This is a genomic window from Methylocella silvestris, from assembly GCF_002891535.1.
GTDB classification, from domain to species: Bacteria; Pseudomonadota; Alphaproteobacteria; order Rhizobiales; family Beijerinckiaceae; genus Methylocapsa; species Methylocapsa silvestris_A.
On sequence record NZ_PDZR01000018.1, the window covers coordinates 24,367 to 40,797 of the forward strand.

Below are 16,431 nucleotides of genomic sequence, written 5' to 3' on the forward strand. Positions count from 1 at the left end.
ATTGCTATACCGGCGCTGAGCCTTCCGCCGGGCCCGTTCCCTGCCCCGCTAACGCAGTTGGCGGGTCAAACCATTTGAACGCCAGCAGTCCAGCCAAAAATCCGCCGACATGCGCCTCCCAGGCGACGGAGACGTCGGTCAGGCCGATCGTCGCTGGAAACACGCCGAACAGGAAATTGGCGAGAAACCACAGCGCGACGAAGGTGATGGCGTTGCGGTTCGAGACGATTTCCCGCAACGGCAGGGCCGGCAGACGATAGGCGCCGGCCGGGCGCTCGGCGAACATCAGCGCGGCGCCGAGCGGCGCCCCCGGCTGGAAGGCAAAACGCACCACCGCCGCCATCGCGCCTGAAACCACCGCTGAAGCGCCAACGACCGGCTGCAGATCGGCCATATGGGTCAGGAAATGCGCAAGCGCGCCAGCGATGGCGCAGACTGCACAAAAAAGGAGGAACCGCCGCGTTCCAAACCGGCGCGCGGCGGCCGATCCGAAGGCGACCAGCCAAAGGCTGTTCATGCCGACATGCGCCCAGCCCCCATGCAGAAAAGCATAGGTCAGCGGCGTCCACCACAAGGGCTTGCCGTCGCCGAGAAAAAAGGTCGCGAGTTCCGCGGCGCTCTCGCTCGTCGCTGCGCTCACGTTGAACGCCGCATTGACGAGATCCGGGTCGAAGGCAAAAGTGAAACGGCCCGGCACAAAAGCGAAGGCCGCGATGATCTTGAAATGGGCCAGCGGCGGAAGCAGGTCGCAGACGGCCTCAATGGCCACGAGGATCGCCACAAGGGCGAGCACCACCGCCGGCACATTGAAGATCGGTTGTCTTGCGGGGGTCATGCGCGCAGCCCTGGATTTGACGGTTGAGGAGTGCGGCGACGCATCGCGCCCTGGCGCCGGGGCCCGACCGCCCTTGACAGGTTTGCTTTAATCAACGTCCTCCACCGCGAGCGGCGCGCCTCCCGACAGTCTTTGCGCGAGGGCCGCCTCCATGAACGGGTCAAGATCGCCATCGAGCACATCGTCCGGCGTGCCCGAGGTCGAGCCTGTGCGCAGATCCTTCACGAGCTGGTAGGGCTGCAGCACATAGGAGCGAATCTGATGGCCCCAGCCGATCTCGGTCTTTGACGCCTCCGTGGCGCTGGCTTCAGCCTCACGCCTTTCGATTTCCCGCTCATAGAGCCGCGCCCGCAGCATGTTCCAGGCGGTCGCCCGATTCTTGTGCTGCGACCGCTCGCCCTGGCACGCGACGACGATGCCAGACGGGATATGCGTGATGCGCACCGCCGAATCGGTCGTATTGATGTGCTGTCCGCCGGCCCCCGACGAGCGATAGGTGTCGATGCGGCAGTCGCTTTCCTTCACGTCGATGTCGATCTTGTCGTCGATCACCGGATAGACCCAGACCGAGGCGAAGCTGGTGTGGCGCCGCGCGTTGGAATCGAATGGCGAGATGCGCACCAGCCGATGCACGCCGGACTCGGTTTTCGCCCAGCCATGCGCATTATGGCCCTTGACCAGCAGCGTGCCGGATTTGAGGCCGGCCTCGTCGCCGGCCGTCTCCTCGATCACCTCGACCTTGAATTTGTGGCGCTCGGCCCAGCGCGCATACATGCGAAACAACATGCGCGCCCAGTCGCAGCTCTCGGTGCCGCCGGCGCCGGAATGCACCTCGATATAGGTGTCGTTGCCGTCGACCTCGCCCGACAGCAGCGCCTCGATCTGTCGCCGTTCAGCTTCGAGCTTCAGGTCCTTCAGCTGCCCGATAGCTTCCTTTTCGGTCGCCGCATCCTCTTCCGCCTCGGCAAGTTCGACAAGCGTCACGGCGTCGTCGAGCTCGCTGTCGAAACGGGCGAGCGAGCCAAGCCGATCCTCGAGGTCGGTCCGCTCGCGCATGATCTTTTGCGCCGCGTCGGCGTCGTTCCAGAGGTTTGGATCCTCGACCTTGGCGTTCAGTTCGGCGAGACGGCGTTCCGCGGTCGCGACGTCAAAGATGCCTCCTCAGCAATCCCATGGATTGCTTGATGGATTCGACCAAGGCTTCGGCTTCGGCGCGCATATGTCTTGGGCTTTCTTCGAGCGTCTGCGGGATTGGCCCGGCGCATGGGCGGGAGCCGCCGCGAACATAGGGTCGCCGACCGGGGATGTAAATGGCGGCCGAAACGCACGCGCGGTCGCGCCGGCGATCGTTCTTGCCTAAAGATCGAACACAGACAATGATCGGACAACGTAAGAAAAGCTTGGGAGGATCACATGACGCCCGTTGCGATTCTAGGCGCGCTCACCTTCATGACGATAGGCCTGACATGGGCAGGCGAGGCCCTGGCGCAATTGTCGCAGATCACCGCCTGCGTCGAGGTTCCGCAATCCACCCTTAACCAGAGCCGGATGCGCCGGTCGACCCGCTCGAACTGCGATCCCGCCGCGGCGCGGCGGGCGGCGATCTCGCAATCGCATGTCAATGCGCGCGATGCGCTGGCCTCGACATGCCGCCAGGCGATAACGCCGGCCGTCGCCGCCGCGGTCTGCGCCGGCGCGGGCAAGAGCCGGCCGACGACGCCGACAGTCAGTCTGCAATCACCTCCGATCGCCGCCGGCAATGGCGCCCGCATCAACGCACAGCTGCCAATTTCCGGAACGGGCCCGAAGATCTGCGCCGTCCTGCGCGATCTACCTGCCGAAAGCTCGACAACCCGGCAATCCGACGCGCTCTGCGTCCTCAACAATTTCCGCAAGACCGTCGTGACGTTCCGCTCAAGAGCACGTTGCGGCGTTCAATGCCGGCCTTGAGCCGAACCTGAAGCCGACAAACGCCTGCTTGGCTGACGCCGCCCTATGAAAAATCCTTGCAATCAACATTGCTGGGGGACAATTGCCGCAGTGTTCCTGCTGGCGGCGTCCTTGGCGGCGTCAAACGAGACTTATGCGCAAACGCCGCTTGGCGGCCAAATCGAGCAAAATGTCCCCGCTCCCGTCCAGGGCGACGAGTTTCACTCGAACAGCGGCGGCCCGACCACGACGAACCAACCGGGCGTCGGCAAAAGCCCTTTTTGCCGGCAGCGCGACGCCGAATGCGGCGGGACAGATCGCCGCTGCTATGACGAAGCCTACGATAGCGCCGGGATCGTCCTGCCGGTCCCGCAAATGCAGGATCTCTACCGCCAGACACAGGGCCGAATCTGGATCAGATGCGGTGTCTGCGGCAATAACGCGATTTGCTGGCCGCGGCCCGGATATCAGGACCTGATCGCCAGCAATGGCGCGAACAATCCGCCCTCCCCGGCCCAAGGATCCCGCCGCGATGGTCCCCCAACTGCGCCCGAGCGGCCGGCGAAGCCGCCGTGCCGGGCGCCGTCCGCCGAGCACGCCCGCCTCTATCAGGAGCCATGGCTTGGCAACCCGCAATTGCAGCAGGCCCTGAAAAAGGCCGGCGCGCGATTCCAATCGAACAAACTGGGCAGCGGGCGCGACATGGCGTTCGACGAATACACCATAACCGTCACGCAAATGCCCGCCGGGCTGACGCCCGAAAGCCTGCTGCAACAATTGGGCTCGACCACCAACGCGACGGTTGACGGTTACGGGCCGGCAGGAGCGATGTTTGATCGCGTGACGCGGTTCGTTCGGCGCCAGAAGGGCCCGCTCAAACTGGGCGAACTCATCGATATCGAAATCCCCGGCGATCCGGGCACGGTCCAATTGGTGGAGCTCCAGCCGGATCATTTCGTGCTGCAGACAGTCACCAGCCCCGAGATGGGGACGCATCCGGTGAGCGGCGCGCGCCAGTTCGGTTTTCGCCGCGTTGGATCGAACGTCCTGTTCTACACAAAGGGCGCCGAGCGGCCCTACAATGAAAATTTAAGGGGGCCCGGAATGCTGGCGCAAGACAACGCATGGCGCTCGTTCATGTCGGCGATCGGCGAGATGATCAACCATTGGCAAGGAGTCGTCGATCTCAACACAATGCGCCGCGACAGGGTCGATATTCCCTGCGACTGAGTAGCCGGCAAAATCGGAGCGGCCTGCGAAGAAACAGCGCCCTGTAGAGTAACTGGCCTGAAAAAGGACGCGCCGCCAGTCAACATGCCGAAGGAGGGTTTGATGCGAAGAACGATCGTTGCAACCACGATCTTACTGTTTGCCCCCGCGTCCCATGCCCAGCCCGTTCAGACGCTGCGAAGCGTGCTGGCGCAGGGATATGAAATCAAGGCGTTCGATAGCAGCCGGCGAAAGATCTATCTGCAAAAAGGATCGTCAGCCTATTGCTGCGCGCGCTCAATGGCGGATGACAGCGCCAATGGCGTCGCCAACGCGTCCTGCGCGCCTTTGGACTAAGACGACCGTTTGAGATTCCATTCGCCTGCGCCCCGTTTTTGTGTTGGGCGCCGCTTAGCCGAAACAACGATTTTCTCAACGCTTTAACTGAATCATTTTTAGTCTGGGGAGGAAACAATGATCAAATTTCTTGCTTTATTCACTGCGGCCTTGCCATTGCTGCCGGCGGGCGCGGCGGCGCGCGAGCTCGACCCTGTCGAGCGAGAAGCGCTCGCCGAGGTCGACGCCCTGCAAAATCGCACATGGGCTCAATGCATCGATGCGCAAGGCGCAAAACATCTTATGGCTCGGGTCGTCCCAAGGCGCGCGCCGGACAACAACTTCGCGCCGGCTTTGACTCCCTCAGGGGCGCCTGTTGTCGGGTACTATGATTTCCTGCTCTACAAGAAAGACAACGGCCAATATAACATCGGTCTTGACGAAGGCCCGCAGCAACTCACCGCTGCCGATCAGCAGAACGGCATTGAAGCGCGATACGTCGTCAAACTGTATGTGCCAGCCTACCGTGTCTACGATCCAAGAACCGGCGGCTGGAGTCCCTGGAACTCGGGAAGTTCATGGGAGAAGGAGAAGATCAACTTCGCCAACTACACGGTGACGAAACGGGGCGGCGTGTGGACCACCGACGTCAGCTACAACATCATGACGGACGGTCAATTCGAAAGGCCAAAATGTGGCGAGGCGCCCCAATAAGGCGCCCTTCGAAGGAAAGGTTCAAGGCGCGATCGTGCGGGCAACCAACCGGAGCCGTGGCGGCGCGCCTGGGGAAACCGTTTCCCGCCGCGGCTAGAGCCTTCTCACAATTCATGGAATCGTGAACAGGCTCTATCTTTCTGTTTCAACGCATTTTCTTATCGCAAAAGTCTGCAACTTTTGCGGAAAATGCTCTAGTACAGCCCGCCCGTCCCGGTTCCGACCATGCGGTCGGCGTCGGGATTGACCGCCTGCGCGCGCGGCGAGGATTCGCTTGCGGCATATGAATCCGGCGGCGCGGTGCCGGGCTTGAAGGCCTCTAAGATCGAGCCGGAGCCGTTCGAGCGCATGCCCGAGCGGGCGTCGACTGAAATCAGCTTGATGCCCGGTGGCACGCGGAACGGCACGTCCGGCTTGTCCTTCAGCGCCATGGTCATGAAGTCGCGGAAAATTGGCGCCGTATATTGCGCCGCCTGCGCGGAATCGCCGAGCGAGCGCGGCTGGTCATAACCCATGAAGACGCCGACCGCCAGATCCGGCGAAAAGCCGACAAACCACAAATCCTTGGCCTCATTGGTGGTGCCGGTCTTGCCGGCAAGGTGCTTGCCGACGGCCTTGATCGATTGTCCGGTGCCGCGCTGGATCACGCCCTCCATGATGGAGGTGATCTGATAGGCGGTCAGGGGATCCAGCACCTGCTCGCGCTTGTCGACCAGTTTCGGCTCCGGCTGATTCTCCCATTTTGGCGCGTCGCAACCCTCGCAGACGCGTTCGTCGTGACGATAGAGGGTGTGGCCCCAGCGGTCCTGGATACGGTCGATCAGCGTCGGCTTGATCCTCTTGCCGCCATTGGCGAGCATCGAATAGGCCGTGGTCATGCGCAAGAGCGTCGTCTCGCCAGAGCCAAGCGACATCGAAAGATAGGGCGGCAGATCGTCATAGATGCCAAAACGCTTGGCGTATTCCGCGATCAGCGGCATGCCGACGTCGCGCGCGAGACGCACCGTCATCTGGTTGATGGAATGTTCGACGCCATAGCGCAGCGTGTGCGGCCCTGACGATTTGCCTTCGAAATTGTCCGGCCGCCAGACGCCAAGTCCCGGCCCCTGATCGATCTCGATCGGCGCGTCGAGCACGATCGAGGACGGCGTATAGCCGTTGTCGAGCGCCGTCGCATAGACGAAGGGCTTGAACGACGAGCCCGGCTGGCGCAGCGCCTGTGTTGCGCGGTTGAACTCCGACTGGTCGAAGGAGAAGCCGCCGACCATGGCGAAGACACGGCCCGTATACGGGTCCATGGCGATAATGGCGCCGCTCACTTCGGGCATCTGGCGCAGGCGGAACTGGCCGGCCTTGCCGTCGATCGCCTCGACATAGACGACATCGCCCGGCGTCAGAGACGAGCGCGAGCCGGCGCCGCGGGTCCATTTCAGTCCGGCGGCGTTGGTCAGCCAGCCGAGTTCGCGCTCGCGCTCGACCTCGCCGCTCTTTTCGCGCTTCGGCTGCAGGCCAATGCGGGCGCCGCCCTCATTGGCGTCGACGATTACGGCGAGCCGCCAGGCGCCGACATCGCCGAGCGTCGGCACGTCGGCAAGCGGGACGCCCCAATCCTGGCTGATGTCGATATGGCGCATCGGTCCGCGGAAACCATGCGCCTCGTCGTAGCGCACGAGGCCGTCAACGAGCGCCCGCCGCGCCATCAGCTGCATCTTGGGATCGAGCGTGGTGCGAACCGAGAGGCCGCCCTCATAAAGCTTCTTCTCGCCGTAGCGGTCGTTGAGCTCGCGGCGGACTTCCTCGGCGAAGAAGCCGGCGGCGAAGGAGTTTGGCGACAGCACGCGCGGGTTGACGCCGAGCGGCTCGCGCTTGGCCTTCTCGGCGTCGGCGCGCGAGACATAGCCATTCTCGACCATGCGGTCGATCACCCAGTTGCGCCGCTCCAGCGCCCGCTCGCGCTTCAGGAAGGGATGGTAATTGTTCGGAGCTTTTGGCAGCGCGGCGAGATAGGCCGCCTGCGCGATCGTCAGCTCATTGACCGATTTGCCGAAATAATTCAGCGCGGCGGCGGCGACGCCATAATTGCCAAGGCCGAGATAGATCTCGTTCAGATAGAGTTCGAGGATCTTTTCCTTGGAATAGGCGCCCTCGATGCGGAAGGCGAGCAGCGCTTCCTTGATCTTGCGCTCAAACGAACGCTCATTGGTCAAAAGAAAATTCTTGGCCACCTGCTGGGTGATGGTCGAGGCGCCCTGAACATGCTTGTCGCCCTGCAGCAGGACAAGCGTCGCGCGCAGGATGCCCTCAGGGTCGACGCCGGCATGATGGTAGAAATTCTTGTCTTCCGCCGAGATGAAGGCGTCCTTCACCAGGGGCGGAATGGCTGAACTTGGCAGATAGAGCCGGCGCTCACGCGCATATTCGGCGAGGAGCGATCCGTCGCCGGCATGCACGCGCGTCATCACCTTCGGCTCGTAATTGGTGAGCTGGGTGTAATCCGGCAGGTCCTTTTCGTAATTCCAGATGACGAGGCCCAATCCGGCGGCTGCCACGACAAATAAAATAGCGGCGGTCGCGAAAATGAAGCCGAGGAAACGGGCCATAAGCCGCATGCGAAGAGGCCTTTTCATCAATTAAACAAACAAACGGACCTTGCGGCCCGGATATGATTCGATTTCCCTGCGCAGGGCGCAGGATGCGGCATCGAGCCCGCCGCAGCGCGTTGGTTACCCTTGGCTCATCCCTGCGGCGCTTTTGTGTTAATAGTTTGTCGGGCTTCGGGGCGCCAGATCCATTCGGGAGCCCGCGGTTCTGTTCGGCGGCGTCGCCCGCAAGTCACATAACAGGTCGCGAAACACGCGGCGTCTATGAAATAAAGCGTCGCGCCGCGGCCTGATCTTATCTCCGCGCCGCGCCGGGCGCCGGGCCGGTCGCGCTTTCGCCACCGATGGCGGCGGGCGAGGACGGAGGCGCTGCGGCCAGCGAGCCGACCGGCGCGGGGTCTTCCGTTGCATTGGCCGGAACGCCGGACGCTTCGCCGCGGTCGGCAAAAAAGGCCGCGATCGCCTCCGACATGCGTCCGACAGCCTTCTCCCGCCATTGCGGCGAGGACAGCGCCGCGTCATCCTTCGCGCTCGACAGATAGCCGAGCTCCAGCAGCACCGAGGGAACGTCGGGCGCCTTCAGGACGCGGAAGCCAGCGGCGCGCTGCGGATTCTTGTTTAACCGGCCGGCGAGCTTCCAGTAATTAAGAAGCGTGCGCGCGAAGACATGGCTATAGGCGCGGGTCTCGCGACGGGTCAGATCGAATAGAATGTCGGAGACGTCAGAGGCGTCTTCCGCGCGCTCGAAGCCGGCCGCCGCGTCAGCCTGGTTTTCCTTTTCGGCGTAGCGCGCCGCCTCGGAGTCGGAGGCGCGATCCGAGACGGTATAGACCGTCGCGCCCGAGACGTCGGCCGATTCGGCCAGCGTGTCGGCGTGAATCGACACGAAAAGCGCGACCTTGCGGTCCTGCGCCATCCTGACTCGCTCGCCGAGCGCAATGAAAACGTCGTCGTCGCGCGTCAATACCGGCTGGTAGCGCCCCTCCTCCTCGAGTTTTGCCGCCAACGCCTTGGCGAAATCGAGCACGAGATCTTTTTCGATCAGCCCGTTGACCGTCGCGCCGCGGTCGATGCCGCCGTGGCCCGGGTCAATCATGACGACCGGCTTGCCGCCGGCGGCCTCGATCTTGCGCTCGATCCGGCCCTCGGCCGGCCTCGCCAAAGCGAGGCGCGCATTTTGCGCCGCCGCCACGAAGCGCGCCCTCTCGGTCCGCGCCAGCTCGATGACGAGGCGGGGCTTGCCGTCCTCACCCGTCTCGCAGACGGCCCGGACGATCCGGACCGGCGCGTTGAGGTCGATGACAATGCGCGAGCGCTGCTTATCCAGGCGGCCGAAGCGGAACGAGCCAATCAGTCCGCCGGGCTTGATGAGCCCCGCCGGGGGCGTCGATTTCCTGGCATGGCGATGGCGTTGACGCCGGACCGTTTGTGGCGGCTCAGCCGCTGCTGCCCTGCCGATTTCGGGATCGATCATGAAACGCAGCTGCGGGGCGTCGACGATGACGCGGTCGGGATCGGCGAGGACGAAGGCCGCCATGACAAAGGCCGAAGGATCGACTGCGCCGGTTAACTCCATCGTCAGGCGCGCGGCGCCGCCTTCATCTTCGAGAGCGGGCTGCGTCGCCTCCGGCTCCACGCTTTGGGTCGTGGCGGGCGGGCCCGCCTCTTCGGCGCGTAAGCCGGGCGCAAAAACGGGCGCCGCGGCCAACACCAGTAAGAGGAGGGCTGTCCGCAGAAACGCGATCCACGCTACGACTGATCCAGCGGCGAAATCAAAAACCATCCGCTTCCTGACCTTCTCGGGCGTTCATGCCCTCGAACCCTTCAACGCGGTCACGGCGCTTAAGCTCGTGCAGCTTTGGCGCGGTAACGACCGTAGTTTCAGCGTGGCTGCCCTTCTTCGCGACGTCTGCGAGCCCTGCTAATCCCGGAAGCCTACGCGATAGACGCGCAAGGTTAACGCTCTATGACGCATGATCGACAAAGTGGCGCGAAGCCAGCCTCTCCGTGCATTCATCGTCATCTTGCGCCCAATCCATGGGCGCCGCCTATCGCAGCGGGGACACAGCTGCCCAAAATACCTTGCCAAAGGCCAACGGAACCCGATATGAAAGTTCATTCTTTCGTGGTCCTCAAGATTCGCTAGCCTTTGCGGATCTCGCCACGGCGTTCGCATTGCCACGACGTTTGAAAGCGTCGCAGTCGTGATCGGTTTTCAACCGCGCCATTTTTGGCCGCGCGCGTTCCTGGCGCCTCGGCATCAATAAATGGCTCGACCCGGACGCCAACGGACCCGCCAGGAAAGGATCGACGGGCGGCTATTCAAAAGCCGCCTCAATCAGGTTACGAGGCATATGGACTTAGCCGCGACGCGTCATTCAGCGACCGTCAGTCAGACCACCGGAGACGACGAGGCGCGCAGAAACCCGCTTCGCTTCGGCGCGCGATATCCGGCTCGGGTTCTTATGCTGCGTCGCCCCGGCCGCCTCGGATCTTCGGATCTTCAATCTTCAGGTTCCTGCCGGTCGAAGCTTTTTAATCCTTCGGCGGCGCAGAGGCCGCTGTGTTCCCTTCCGCACTTTCCCATCCATCCCCTATCTGAGGCGCCCGCGCGCCGTCCGCACAAATCCCCGGCATCTTCCTTGAAGATTGAGACCGTGGGCCGTGGGCGCGCGCGCGTTGCGCTCAAACGAGTCCCCCATGGCCAACAAAATGCTCATCGACGCCTCCCACCCGGAGGAGACCCGCGTCGTCGTCCTTCGCGGCAACCGCGTCGAGGAATTTGACTTCGAATCCGCAAGCAAGAAGCAGCTTCGCGGAAATATCTATCTTGCCAAGGTCACGCGGGTCGAGCCCTCGCTGCAGGCCGCCTTCATCGATTACGGCGGCAACCGGCACGGTTTTCTCGCCTTTTCGGAAATCCATCCGGATTATTATCAGATACCTGTCGTCGACCGGCAGGCGCTGATCGAGGAAGAGGCGCGCGCGCAGCAGCGCGAGGCCGATGACGAAGAGGCAAGCCCGCGGCGCAGCCGCCGTCATCGCCGCGGCGACCGCAACGGCGGCGACCGTAACGGCGATCGCAATGGCAAGCGCGCCGAAAAGCGCTCCGGCGACGCCGAGACGCTGTCCGAACCCTATGAGGCGGCGTCCGAGGAGACGCAGCGTTTCGACGCCCCGCAGGATGACGCCGGAAGCCTGAACCGGAACGAAGAACACGGCGAGGATCCGGCCAGAGAGCGTTTCGAGATCGAGGCGGACCGCCGCGCCGACGATGCGGCCGGCGAAGCTTTGGCGCCTTTTGAAGCCGTCTCGGAAAGCGCCGAACGCGATTTCGAAGATGAGCGGCCAGCCGCCGCCTTCGCCGCCGCGCCCGACGCCTATCGGTCAGGCGAGGAAGCGTTTTCGCCGTCCGGCGAGGATGCGCGACAGGACGCTGATGAATCGGCCGTCTATGAAGAGCAGCCGGCTCTGCTTTTTGAGACCGGCGCGGCTGCGCCCTATGCAGAAGCCGCCAGCGTGTCTCCTGACGAGGCCGATGAGGCCATGTCCAGCCAGGGCTCTGTCGTCGAGGCGCGCCATTCGCCAGAGTCCGATGAGGACGCCGAGGATGAGGAAGAGCAAGTCGAGCAGCTCGGCGGCGACGCCATGGAGGAAGTTCCGGTCCGGCCCCAGCGCTATCGCCGGCAATATAAAATCCAGGAAGTCATCAAGCGCCGCCAGGTGCTTCTGGTGCAGGTCGTCAAGGAAGAGCGCGGCAACAAGGGCGCGGCGCTGACGACCTATCTTTCGCTCGCCGGCCGCTATTCCGTCCTTATGCCCAATACGGCGCGCGGCGGCGGCATCTCCCGCAAGATCACCGATTCGACCGACCGCCAGCGGCTGAAATCCATCGCCCAGGAACTCGAAGTGCCGGAAGGCATGGGGGTGATCCTGCGCACCGCCGGCGCCAGCCGCACCAAGCCCGAAGTCAAGCGCGACTTCGAATATCTCCTGCGCATGTGGGAGACGGTGCGGGAGACGACGCTGAAATCCTCCGCCCCGACCCTCGTCTATGAGGAAGGCTCGCTGATCAAGCGCGCCATTCGCGATCTCTTCAATAAGGACATCGACGATATCGTCGTCGCCGGCGACAAAGGTTATCGCGAGGCGCGTGATTTCATGCGGCTCCTCATGCCGAGCCATGTGAATAGCGTTCAGCCTTATCGCGACGCCCAGCCGATCTTCTCGAAATCCGACGTCGAGACGCAGCTCGACGCCATGTTCCTCAATCAGGTCACGCTGAAATCGGGCGGCTATATCGTCATCAACCAGACCGAGGCGCTCGTTGCGATCGACGTCAATTCGGGACGTTCGACCCGCGAGCACAATATCGAGGACACCGCCCTTCGCACCAACCTCGAGGCCGCCGATGAAGTGGCGCGGCAGCTCCGCCTGCGCGATCTCGCCGGGCTGATCGTCGTCGACTTCATCGACATGGAGGAAGGCCGCAACAATCGCGCCGTCGAGCGCCGGTTGAAGGACGCGCTGAAAAACGATCGCGCGCGCATCCAGGTCGGCCGCATCTCGCATTTCGGCCTTCTTGAAATGTCCCGCCAGCGCATCCGCACCGGCGTGCTCGAAGGCTCCACCGAACTCTGCCCGCATTGTTCGGGTTCTGGCATCCTTCGCTCGACCGCCTCGATCGCGCTGCATGTGCTTCGCGTCGCCGAGGACGCGCTGCTCAAGAGCGCCAGCCACGATCTGATCATCCGCACGCGGTCGGCGGTCGCGTTGTATATTCTCAACGAAAAACGCGCGCACCTGCGCGAGCTTGAGCGCCGCTTCGGCGTCGCCGTCAGCATTGATGTGGACGACAGCCTGATCGGCTCGGTCTATCACGCCATGGAGCGCGGCGAGCCTGCCTCTGGCGGGCATGAGCCGATCGAACCCGCGGCGCGCGAGCCCGCGCTGATCGCGGCGCGCGACTTCCCCGAAGACACGACGTCCGGCTTTACGCCAGATGATGAGGTTGCCGAAGGCTCTGCCGAGGATGGCGACGAGGATCAGGAGTCGGGCGACGCCAATGTGCGCGCGGACGGCGAGAGTGAAGGCGACGCCGAGAACAGGCGCAAGCGCCGTCGCCGGCGTCGGCGCGGACGCGGCGATCGTGAAGGTTCCGGCATCGCGGCCAATGCGCCGCAGCCGTCGGACGACGCGCTTGCCGTCATCGCTCAATATGGCGGTCTGCCGGGCGCCATGCCCAGCGTCGACGTCATGGCCGAGGCTTTTGAAAATGCCGAATATTCGCCTTCCGAAGTGACCGCGGAGGCGGAGCCAGCGATAGAGGCGGATGAATCAGGCGAGGTCTCACAGACGCCGCCGGAACAGGAAGCGGCTCCCGCCAAGCCTGCGCGTCGCCCGCGCCGCGCCCGTTCGCGCGAGGCCGCGCCGGAAGAGGCCGAGAACGCGGAGCCCGCGCAGGAACTCGCCTCGGTTGACGCCGCCCCAGGCGGCGGCGAAAGCGGCGAACACGAAGCAGACGCCGCGCAGCCAGCCCGGCGCTCGCGCAGAACGCCACGCGCCCGCGCGCCGCGTCGCGCGGCATCCGAATTGCCCGCGCCCGCGAGCGAGGCGGAAGCAGCGACTCTCGACCTGCAGGAAGCCGCCGCAGAACCCTCCGCCCTGTCCGAGCCGACGCTGCCTTTCGAGCCGGCTGCCCCGTCAGGCTCGGAGCCGACGGAGACAGCCGCAATGACGCCAGCCGAAGCGGAAGCTGCCGCCTCCCCGGTCAGCTCGGAGCAACAGGAACCCGCGCCCGCATCCAACCCGCCGGAGTCGGATCGGCCGAAACGATCCGGCTGGTGGCAACGCGCCAAAGCCACGCTCGGCCGATAAGCGTCATCGGCCGACGCGCCTGCAAGCGCGTGCGGCATGGCGCGCCTCGGCGAATTCAAGTAGGAGATCGGGAGGCGTCGGACATCCGACTTGAAAGGTCTGACGCCCCGCCTCCGGAGCGGCGCCATCTTTGCGCCGCTCTCCTTCCTGCGACTGGAAACCGCGCGGCGCCCGCCGCAACTTGTCATTGGTCATCACGCGATCTGGTTCGAGCTAGGGCCGTCGCGCTTCAGGAGCCGCCTGCATGTTTCAGCGAAGCCTCGCGCTTTTCGGCCGCGCCGCGGTCATCGTCACCGCCCTCGCCGCATTTTCGCGGTCGCCACTGCGCGCGGATGAATTTTCGGCTCCGCAGAAGGCGGAAATCGAATCGATCATAAAATCCTATTTGGTGAGCAATCCGGAGATCCTGCGCGACGTCGCAGCCGCGCTCGAGGCAAAGGAAAAGCTCGAAGAGAGCAAAATCCGCGAGCAAGTGCTTTCCGACAAGGACAACCCGCTCCACAATGACGCCAGCCAGGCCGTCATCGGCAATCCGCAAGGCGCCGTCACGCTGGTCGAATTTTTCGATTACAATTGCGGCTATTGCAAACGCGCGCTCGGCGATCTCGCCAGGCTGATGAAGGACAATCCCGATCTGCGCGTGGTCCTGCGCGACCTGCCGATCCTTCGCCAGGAATCGGTCGACGCCGCCAAGGTTGCGAACGCCGCCTCGATCCAGCTCAAGGGTCAGAAACTCTGGGAGTTCCACCAAAAGCTGCTGGCGACGCGCGCGACCGTCGGCAAGGGTGAGGCCGTCGGCGCCGCCAAGGATGCTGGCGCGGATCTCGACAAACTGGCCAAAGACGCCGCGAGCCCTGAAGTCACCGCGGCGATCGAGCAATCGATGGAGCTTGCAAAGAAACTCAACATCACAGGAACGCCAAGTTACGTGATTGGCGATGAGGTCGTCGTTGGCGCGGTCGGCTATCCGGATCTGCAAAGCAAGATCGCCGCCGTCCGCAAATGCGGCAAGGCGGTCTGCTCTTAAGCCGAAATGGCGATCAACGTTCGCTGAGGCTCATCATCAGGCCGCCCTTCGGCCGCAGCGTCACCAGCGCCTCGGGTTGGACGTCGGCCGACAGGGGCTCAAGCCTGAAACGGGCGGCGATCGCCGTCACCGCATTCGCCAGCTCCGCCAGCGCGAAGAGCCCGCCGACGCAAACGCGGGGGCCGCCGCCAAAGGGCACATAGGCGAAACGAGGCCGCCGCACAGACCGCGCCGGCAGGAAGCGATCCGGGTCGAAACGCTCCGGATCGGTCCAATAATCGCGATGGCGATGCAGCGTGTAGGGGCAAACCATGAGGTTTGAATCCTTGCCGACAAAATGATCGCCCAGCATATCGTCGGCTATGGCGTGGCGGCTAAAGCTCCAGATCGGCGGATAGAGGCGCAGCGCTTCCTGGGCCGCGCGCTTGATAAAATTCTGCTCTGGCAGATTGGCGGCGCGCCCTTGCGCCGCATCGGCTTCCCCCTCAACACGCGCCCGGCTTTCCGGGTTTTGCGCGAGCAGGAGCCACAGCCATGTCAATGCTGTGGCGGTCGTCTCGTGGCCGGCGAGAAAGAGCGTCATCACCTCGTCACGGATCTGCCGCTCGTCGATTCCCTTGCCGGTTGCGGGATCGCGATAATCGAGCATCAGCGATAAGATCGCGCCAGGCACGGACGTTCGCCGATGCGACTCGATCAGGTCATAGATCAGCCTATCGAGACGTTGCCGCGCGCCCTGATAGGCGAGATTGCCGGAGGTTGGAAGAAGTTCGGCAAGTTTTGCGGGAACGATGCTCCAGAAGCGGCCGGCGATCTGGTCCTGCAACAGGTTGATGTCGCGCCGGACGTCGAGCGTTGCGCCGGCGGTCGAATCTCCAAACAGCGCGCCGACGATGACCTCGATCGACAATGCGCTCATTTCCGCCGCCACATCCACCGGCGTCTGAAGCCGAGCGGCTGCCTCCCAGCGCTGGCAGAGCCGGGCCAGCGCCTTTTCCTCGAAGATCGCGTAAGCGCGAAGCCGGGCGTAGAGAAAAGCCGGCTGGATGATGCTGCGCTGCACGCGCCAAAGCTCGCCCTCGGAGGTCAGAAGCCCGTGGCCCAGCACAGGCTTCAACATAGCGTGAAAACGCGTTCGTCCGTAATTGGCGCTGTTGGTCTGGAGCACGCGTGCGACGTTATCGGCGCTGTTCAAGAGGAGCAGCGAAAACAATGGGCTCTTTAGTTCAACGAGGTCCCCATAGGCGCATGCCTCGCGCACGGTTTTCAACACATTGCGCCGCAAGTCTGGAAGAACGCCGAGCAGCGGCCAGCCGCGCGGACCTCGGCGCGTGTTCGTCTTCAACGAAGCGGTCTCTGTGTCATGGCCCCTTAGGCGTATTCGGTAAGGATTCCGCAGGCGCTTCCGTTCGCAACATTCGCGCTTTTTTGCGTCTCTACGATTTGCAATATTATAGTTTACAAGCGACCACCGATAGGTTTTTCAACCACCAGCGGCTCTTGCAGAAGGGTAAACGCCTTCCTTGCCGCCGCTGAGACCAGCGCGCTCGCAGTTTAAGTTCGATAGTCAAGAGCCTGCGTCGAGGATTTATCCGTCTCGCCGCCGACGTGCACAGTGCGGACCGCCATGCGGAACCGGCCTGTTGAACGCCCACCACAAAAACCAGCAGCCGAATGTGGAAGTGGCGGCGAAAGGGCGGATCCCACTGGCAGGAGAGGAGGGACTCGAACCCCCAACCCCCGGTTTTGGAGACCGGTGCTCTAACCAAATTGAGCTACACTCCTACGCAGGCCGCATTCCTAGCTTGAAGCCTCTGTGGAAATCAAGCTTTTGCATCGGTCAAGGCGAAGAACCGGCGTGACCGTGGAGGCCGGCCGGCGCCATCGCCCGCTGCATGACCCAA

At 63.5% G+C, this 16,431-nt stretch carries 11 protein-coding genes and 1 tRNA gene; 6 read left to right on the forward strand and 6 right to left on the reverse strand.

Annotated features, from left to right (window positions below):
• Positions 1-4: 4 nt before the first annotated feature.
• Together CR492_RS14535 and prfB are read right to left on the reverse strand one after the other, a co-directional pair.
• Positions 5-835: a rhomboid family intramembrane serine protease gene (locus CR492_RS14535; RefSeq protein ID WP_102844462.1), complete on the reverse strand. Its 831-nt coding sequence runs from the start codon at positions 833-835 to the stop codon at positions 5-7.
• A gap of 87 nt (positions 836-922) precedes the next feature.
• A protein-coding gene (gene prfB / locus CR492_RS14540) for a peptide chain release factor 2 (protein ID WP_102844463.1) occupies positions 923-2,054 on the reverse strand; the annotation gives its coding sequence in 2 pieces (ribosomal slippage) (positions 923-1,984 and positions 1,986-2,054; 1,131 coding nt in all).
• 194 nt (positions 2,055-2,248) lie between these two features.
• Here prfB and CR492_RS14545 point away from each other — a divergent pair.
• From CR492_RS14545 to CR492_RS14560, 4 genes are all read left to right on the forward strand, one after another.
• On the forward strand, positions 2,249-2,785 hold the full coding sequence (locus tag CR492_RS14545) for a hypothetical protein (protein WP_102844464.1): 537 nt from the start codon (positions 2,249-2,251) through the stop codon (positions 2,783-2,785).
• A 111-nt stretch (positions 2,786-2,896) separates the two neighbouring features.
• Positions 2,897-3,994 (forward strand): hypothetical protein, encoded by a 1,098-nt coding sequence (locus CR492_RS14550; protein WP_146030283.1) that lies wholly within the window; start codon positions 2,897-2,899, stop codon positions 3,992-3,994.
• 102 nt (positions 3,995-4,096) lie between these two features.
• Positions 4,097-4,330 carry a hypothetical protein gene (locus CR492_RS14555; protein WP_146030284.1) on the forward strand — a complete coding sequence of 78 codons (234 nt, stop codon included), beginning with the start codon at positions 4,097-4,099 and terminating at the stop codon, positions 4,328-4,330.
• A gap of 117 nt (positions 4,331-4,447) precedes the next feature.
• The gene (locus CR492_RS14560; RefSeq protein WP_102844467.1) at positions 4,448-5,023 is read left to right on the forward strand and encodes a hypothetical protein; all 576 of its coding nucleotides are present in this window, start codon (positions 4,448-4,450) and stop codon (positions 5,021-5,023) included.
• Positions 5,024-5,217: 194 nt separating this feature from the next.
• On the opposite strand, the gene CR492_RS14565 is transcribed toward CR492_RS14560, so the two are convergent.
• Positions 5,218-7,632, reverse strand: coding sequence for a penicillin-binding protein 1A (locus CR492_RS14565; RefSeq protein ID WP_102844522.1), 2,415 nt, complete (start codon positions 7,630-7,632; stop codon positions 5,218-5,220).
• Between the two features lie 286 nt (positions 7,633-7,918).
• Complete coding sequence (locus CR492_RS14570) at positions 7,919-9,406, reverse strand: N-acetylmuramoyl-L-alanine amidase (RefSeq protein ID WP_102844468.1); 1,488 nt, start codon at positions 9,404-9,406, stop codon at positions 7,919-7,921.
• 917 nt (positions 9,407-10,323) lie between these two features.
• On the opposite strand from CR492_RS14570, the gene CR492_RS14575 reads away from it, so the two are divergent.
• Both CR492_RS14575 and CR492_RS14585 read left to right on the forward strand, forming a co-directional pair.
• Positions 10,324-13,500: an Rne/Rng family ribonuclease gene (locus CR492_RS14575; RefSeq protein ID WP_102844469.1), complete on the forward strand. Its 3,177-nt coding sequence runs from the start codon at positions 10,324-10,326 to the stop codon at positions 13,498-13,500.
• Positions 13,501-13,744: 244 nt separating this feature from the next.
• The gene (locus CR492_RS14585) at positions 13,745-14,527 is read left to right on the forward strand and encodes a DsbA family protein (protein ID WP_102844471.1); all 783 of its coding nucleotides are present in this window, start codon (positions 13,745-13,747) and stop codon (positions 14,525-14,527) included.
• A gap of 13 nt (positions 14,528-14,540) precedes the next feature.
• Here CR492_RS14585 and CR492_RS14590 read toward each other — a convergent pair whose 3' ends face one another.
• Both CR492_RS14590 and CR492_RS14595 read right to left on the reverse strand, forming a co-directional pair.
• The gene (locus CR492_RS14590) at positions 14,541-15,872 is read right to left on the reverse strand and encodes a cytochrome P450 (RefSeq protein ID WP_180982562.1); all 1,332 of its coding nucleotides are present in this window, start codon (positions 15,870-15,872) and stop codon (positions 14,541-14,543) included.
• A gap of 362 nt (positions 15,873-16,234) precedes the next feature.
• Positions 16,235-16,312 (reverse strand) — tRNA-Trp (locus tag CR492_RS14595).
• Positions 16,313-16,431 lie beyond the last annotated feature (119 nt).

What these genes read in the sequence shown, in the direction of transcription:
- CR492_RS14535 (WP_102844462.1), bottom strand. Translation starts at nt 835, where the DNA reads ATGACCCCCGCAAGACAACCGATCTTCAATGTGCCGGCGGTGGTGCTC.
- CR492_RS14545 (WP_102844464.1), top strand. Translation starts at nt 2,249, where the DNA reads ATGACGCCCGTTGCGATTCTAGGCGCGCTCACCTTCATGACGATAGGC.
- CR492_RS14555 (WP_146030284.1), top strand. Translation starts at nt 4,097, where the DNA reads ATGCGAAGAACGATCGTTGCAACCACGATCTTACTGTTTGCCCCCGCG.
- CR492_RS14560 (WP_102844467.1), top strand. Translation starts at nt 4,448, where the DNA reads ATGATCAAATTTCTTGCTTTATTCACTGCGGCCTTGCCATTGCTGCCG.
- CR492_RS14565 (WP_102844522.1), bottom strand. Translation starts at nt 7,632, where the DNA reads ATGCGGCTTATGGCCCGTTTCCTCGGCTTCATTTTCGCGACCGCCGCT.
- CR492_RS14570 (WP_102844468.1), bottom strand. Translation starts at nt 9,406, where the DNA reads ATGGTTTTTGATTTCGCCGCTGGATCAGTCGTAGCGTGGATCGCGTTT.
- CR492_RS14575 (WP_102844469.1), top strand. Translation starts at nt 10,324, where the DNA reads ATGGCCAACAAAATGCTCATCGACGCCTCCCACCCGGAGGAGACCCGC.
- CR492_RS14585 (WP_102844471.1), top strand. Translation starts at nt 13,745, where the DNA reads ATGTTTCAGCGAAGCCTCGCGCTTTTCGGCCGCGCCGCGGTCATCGTC.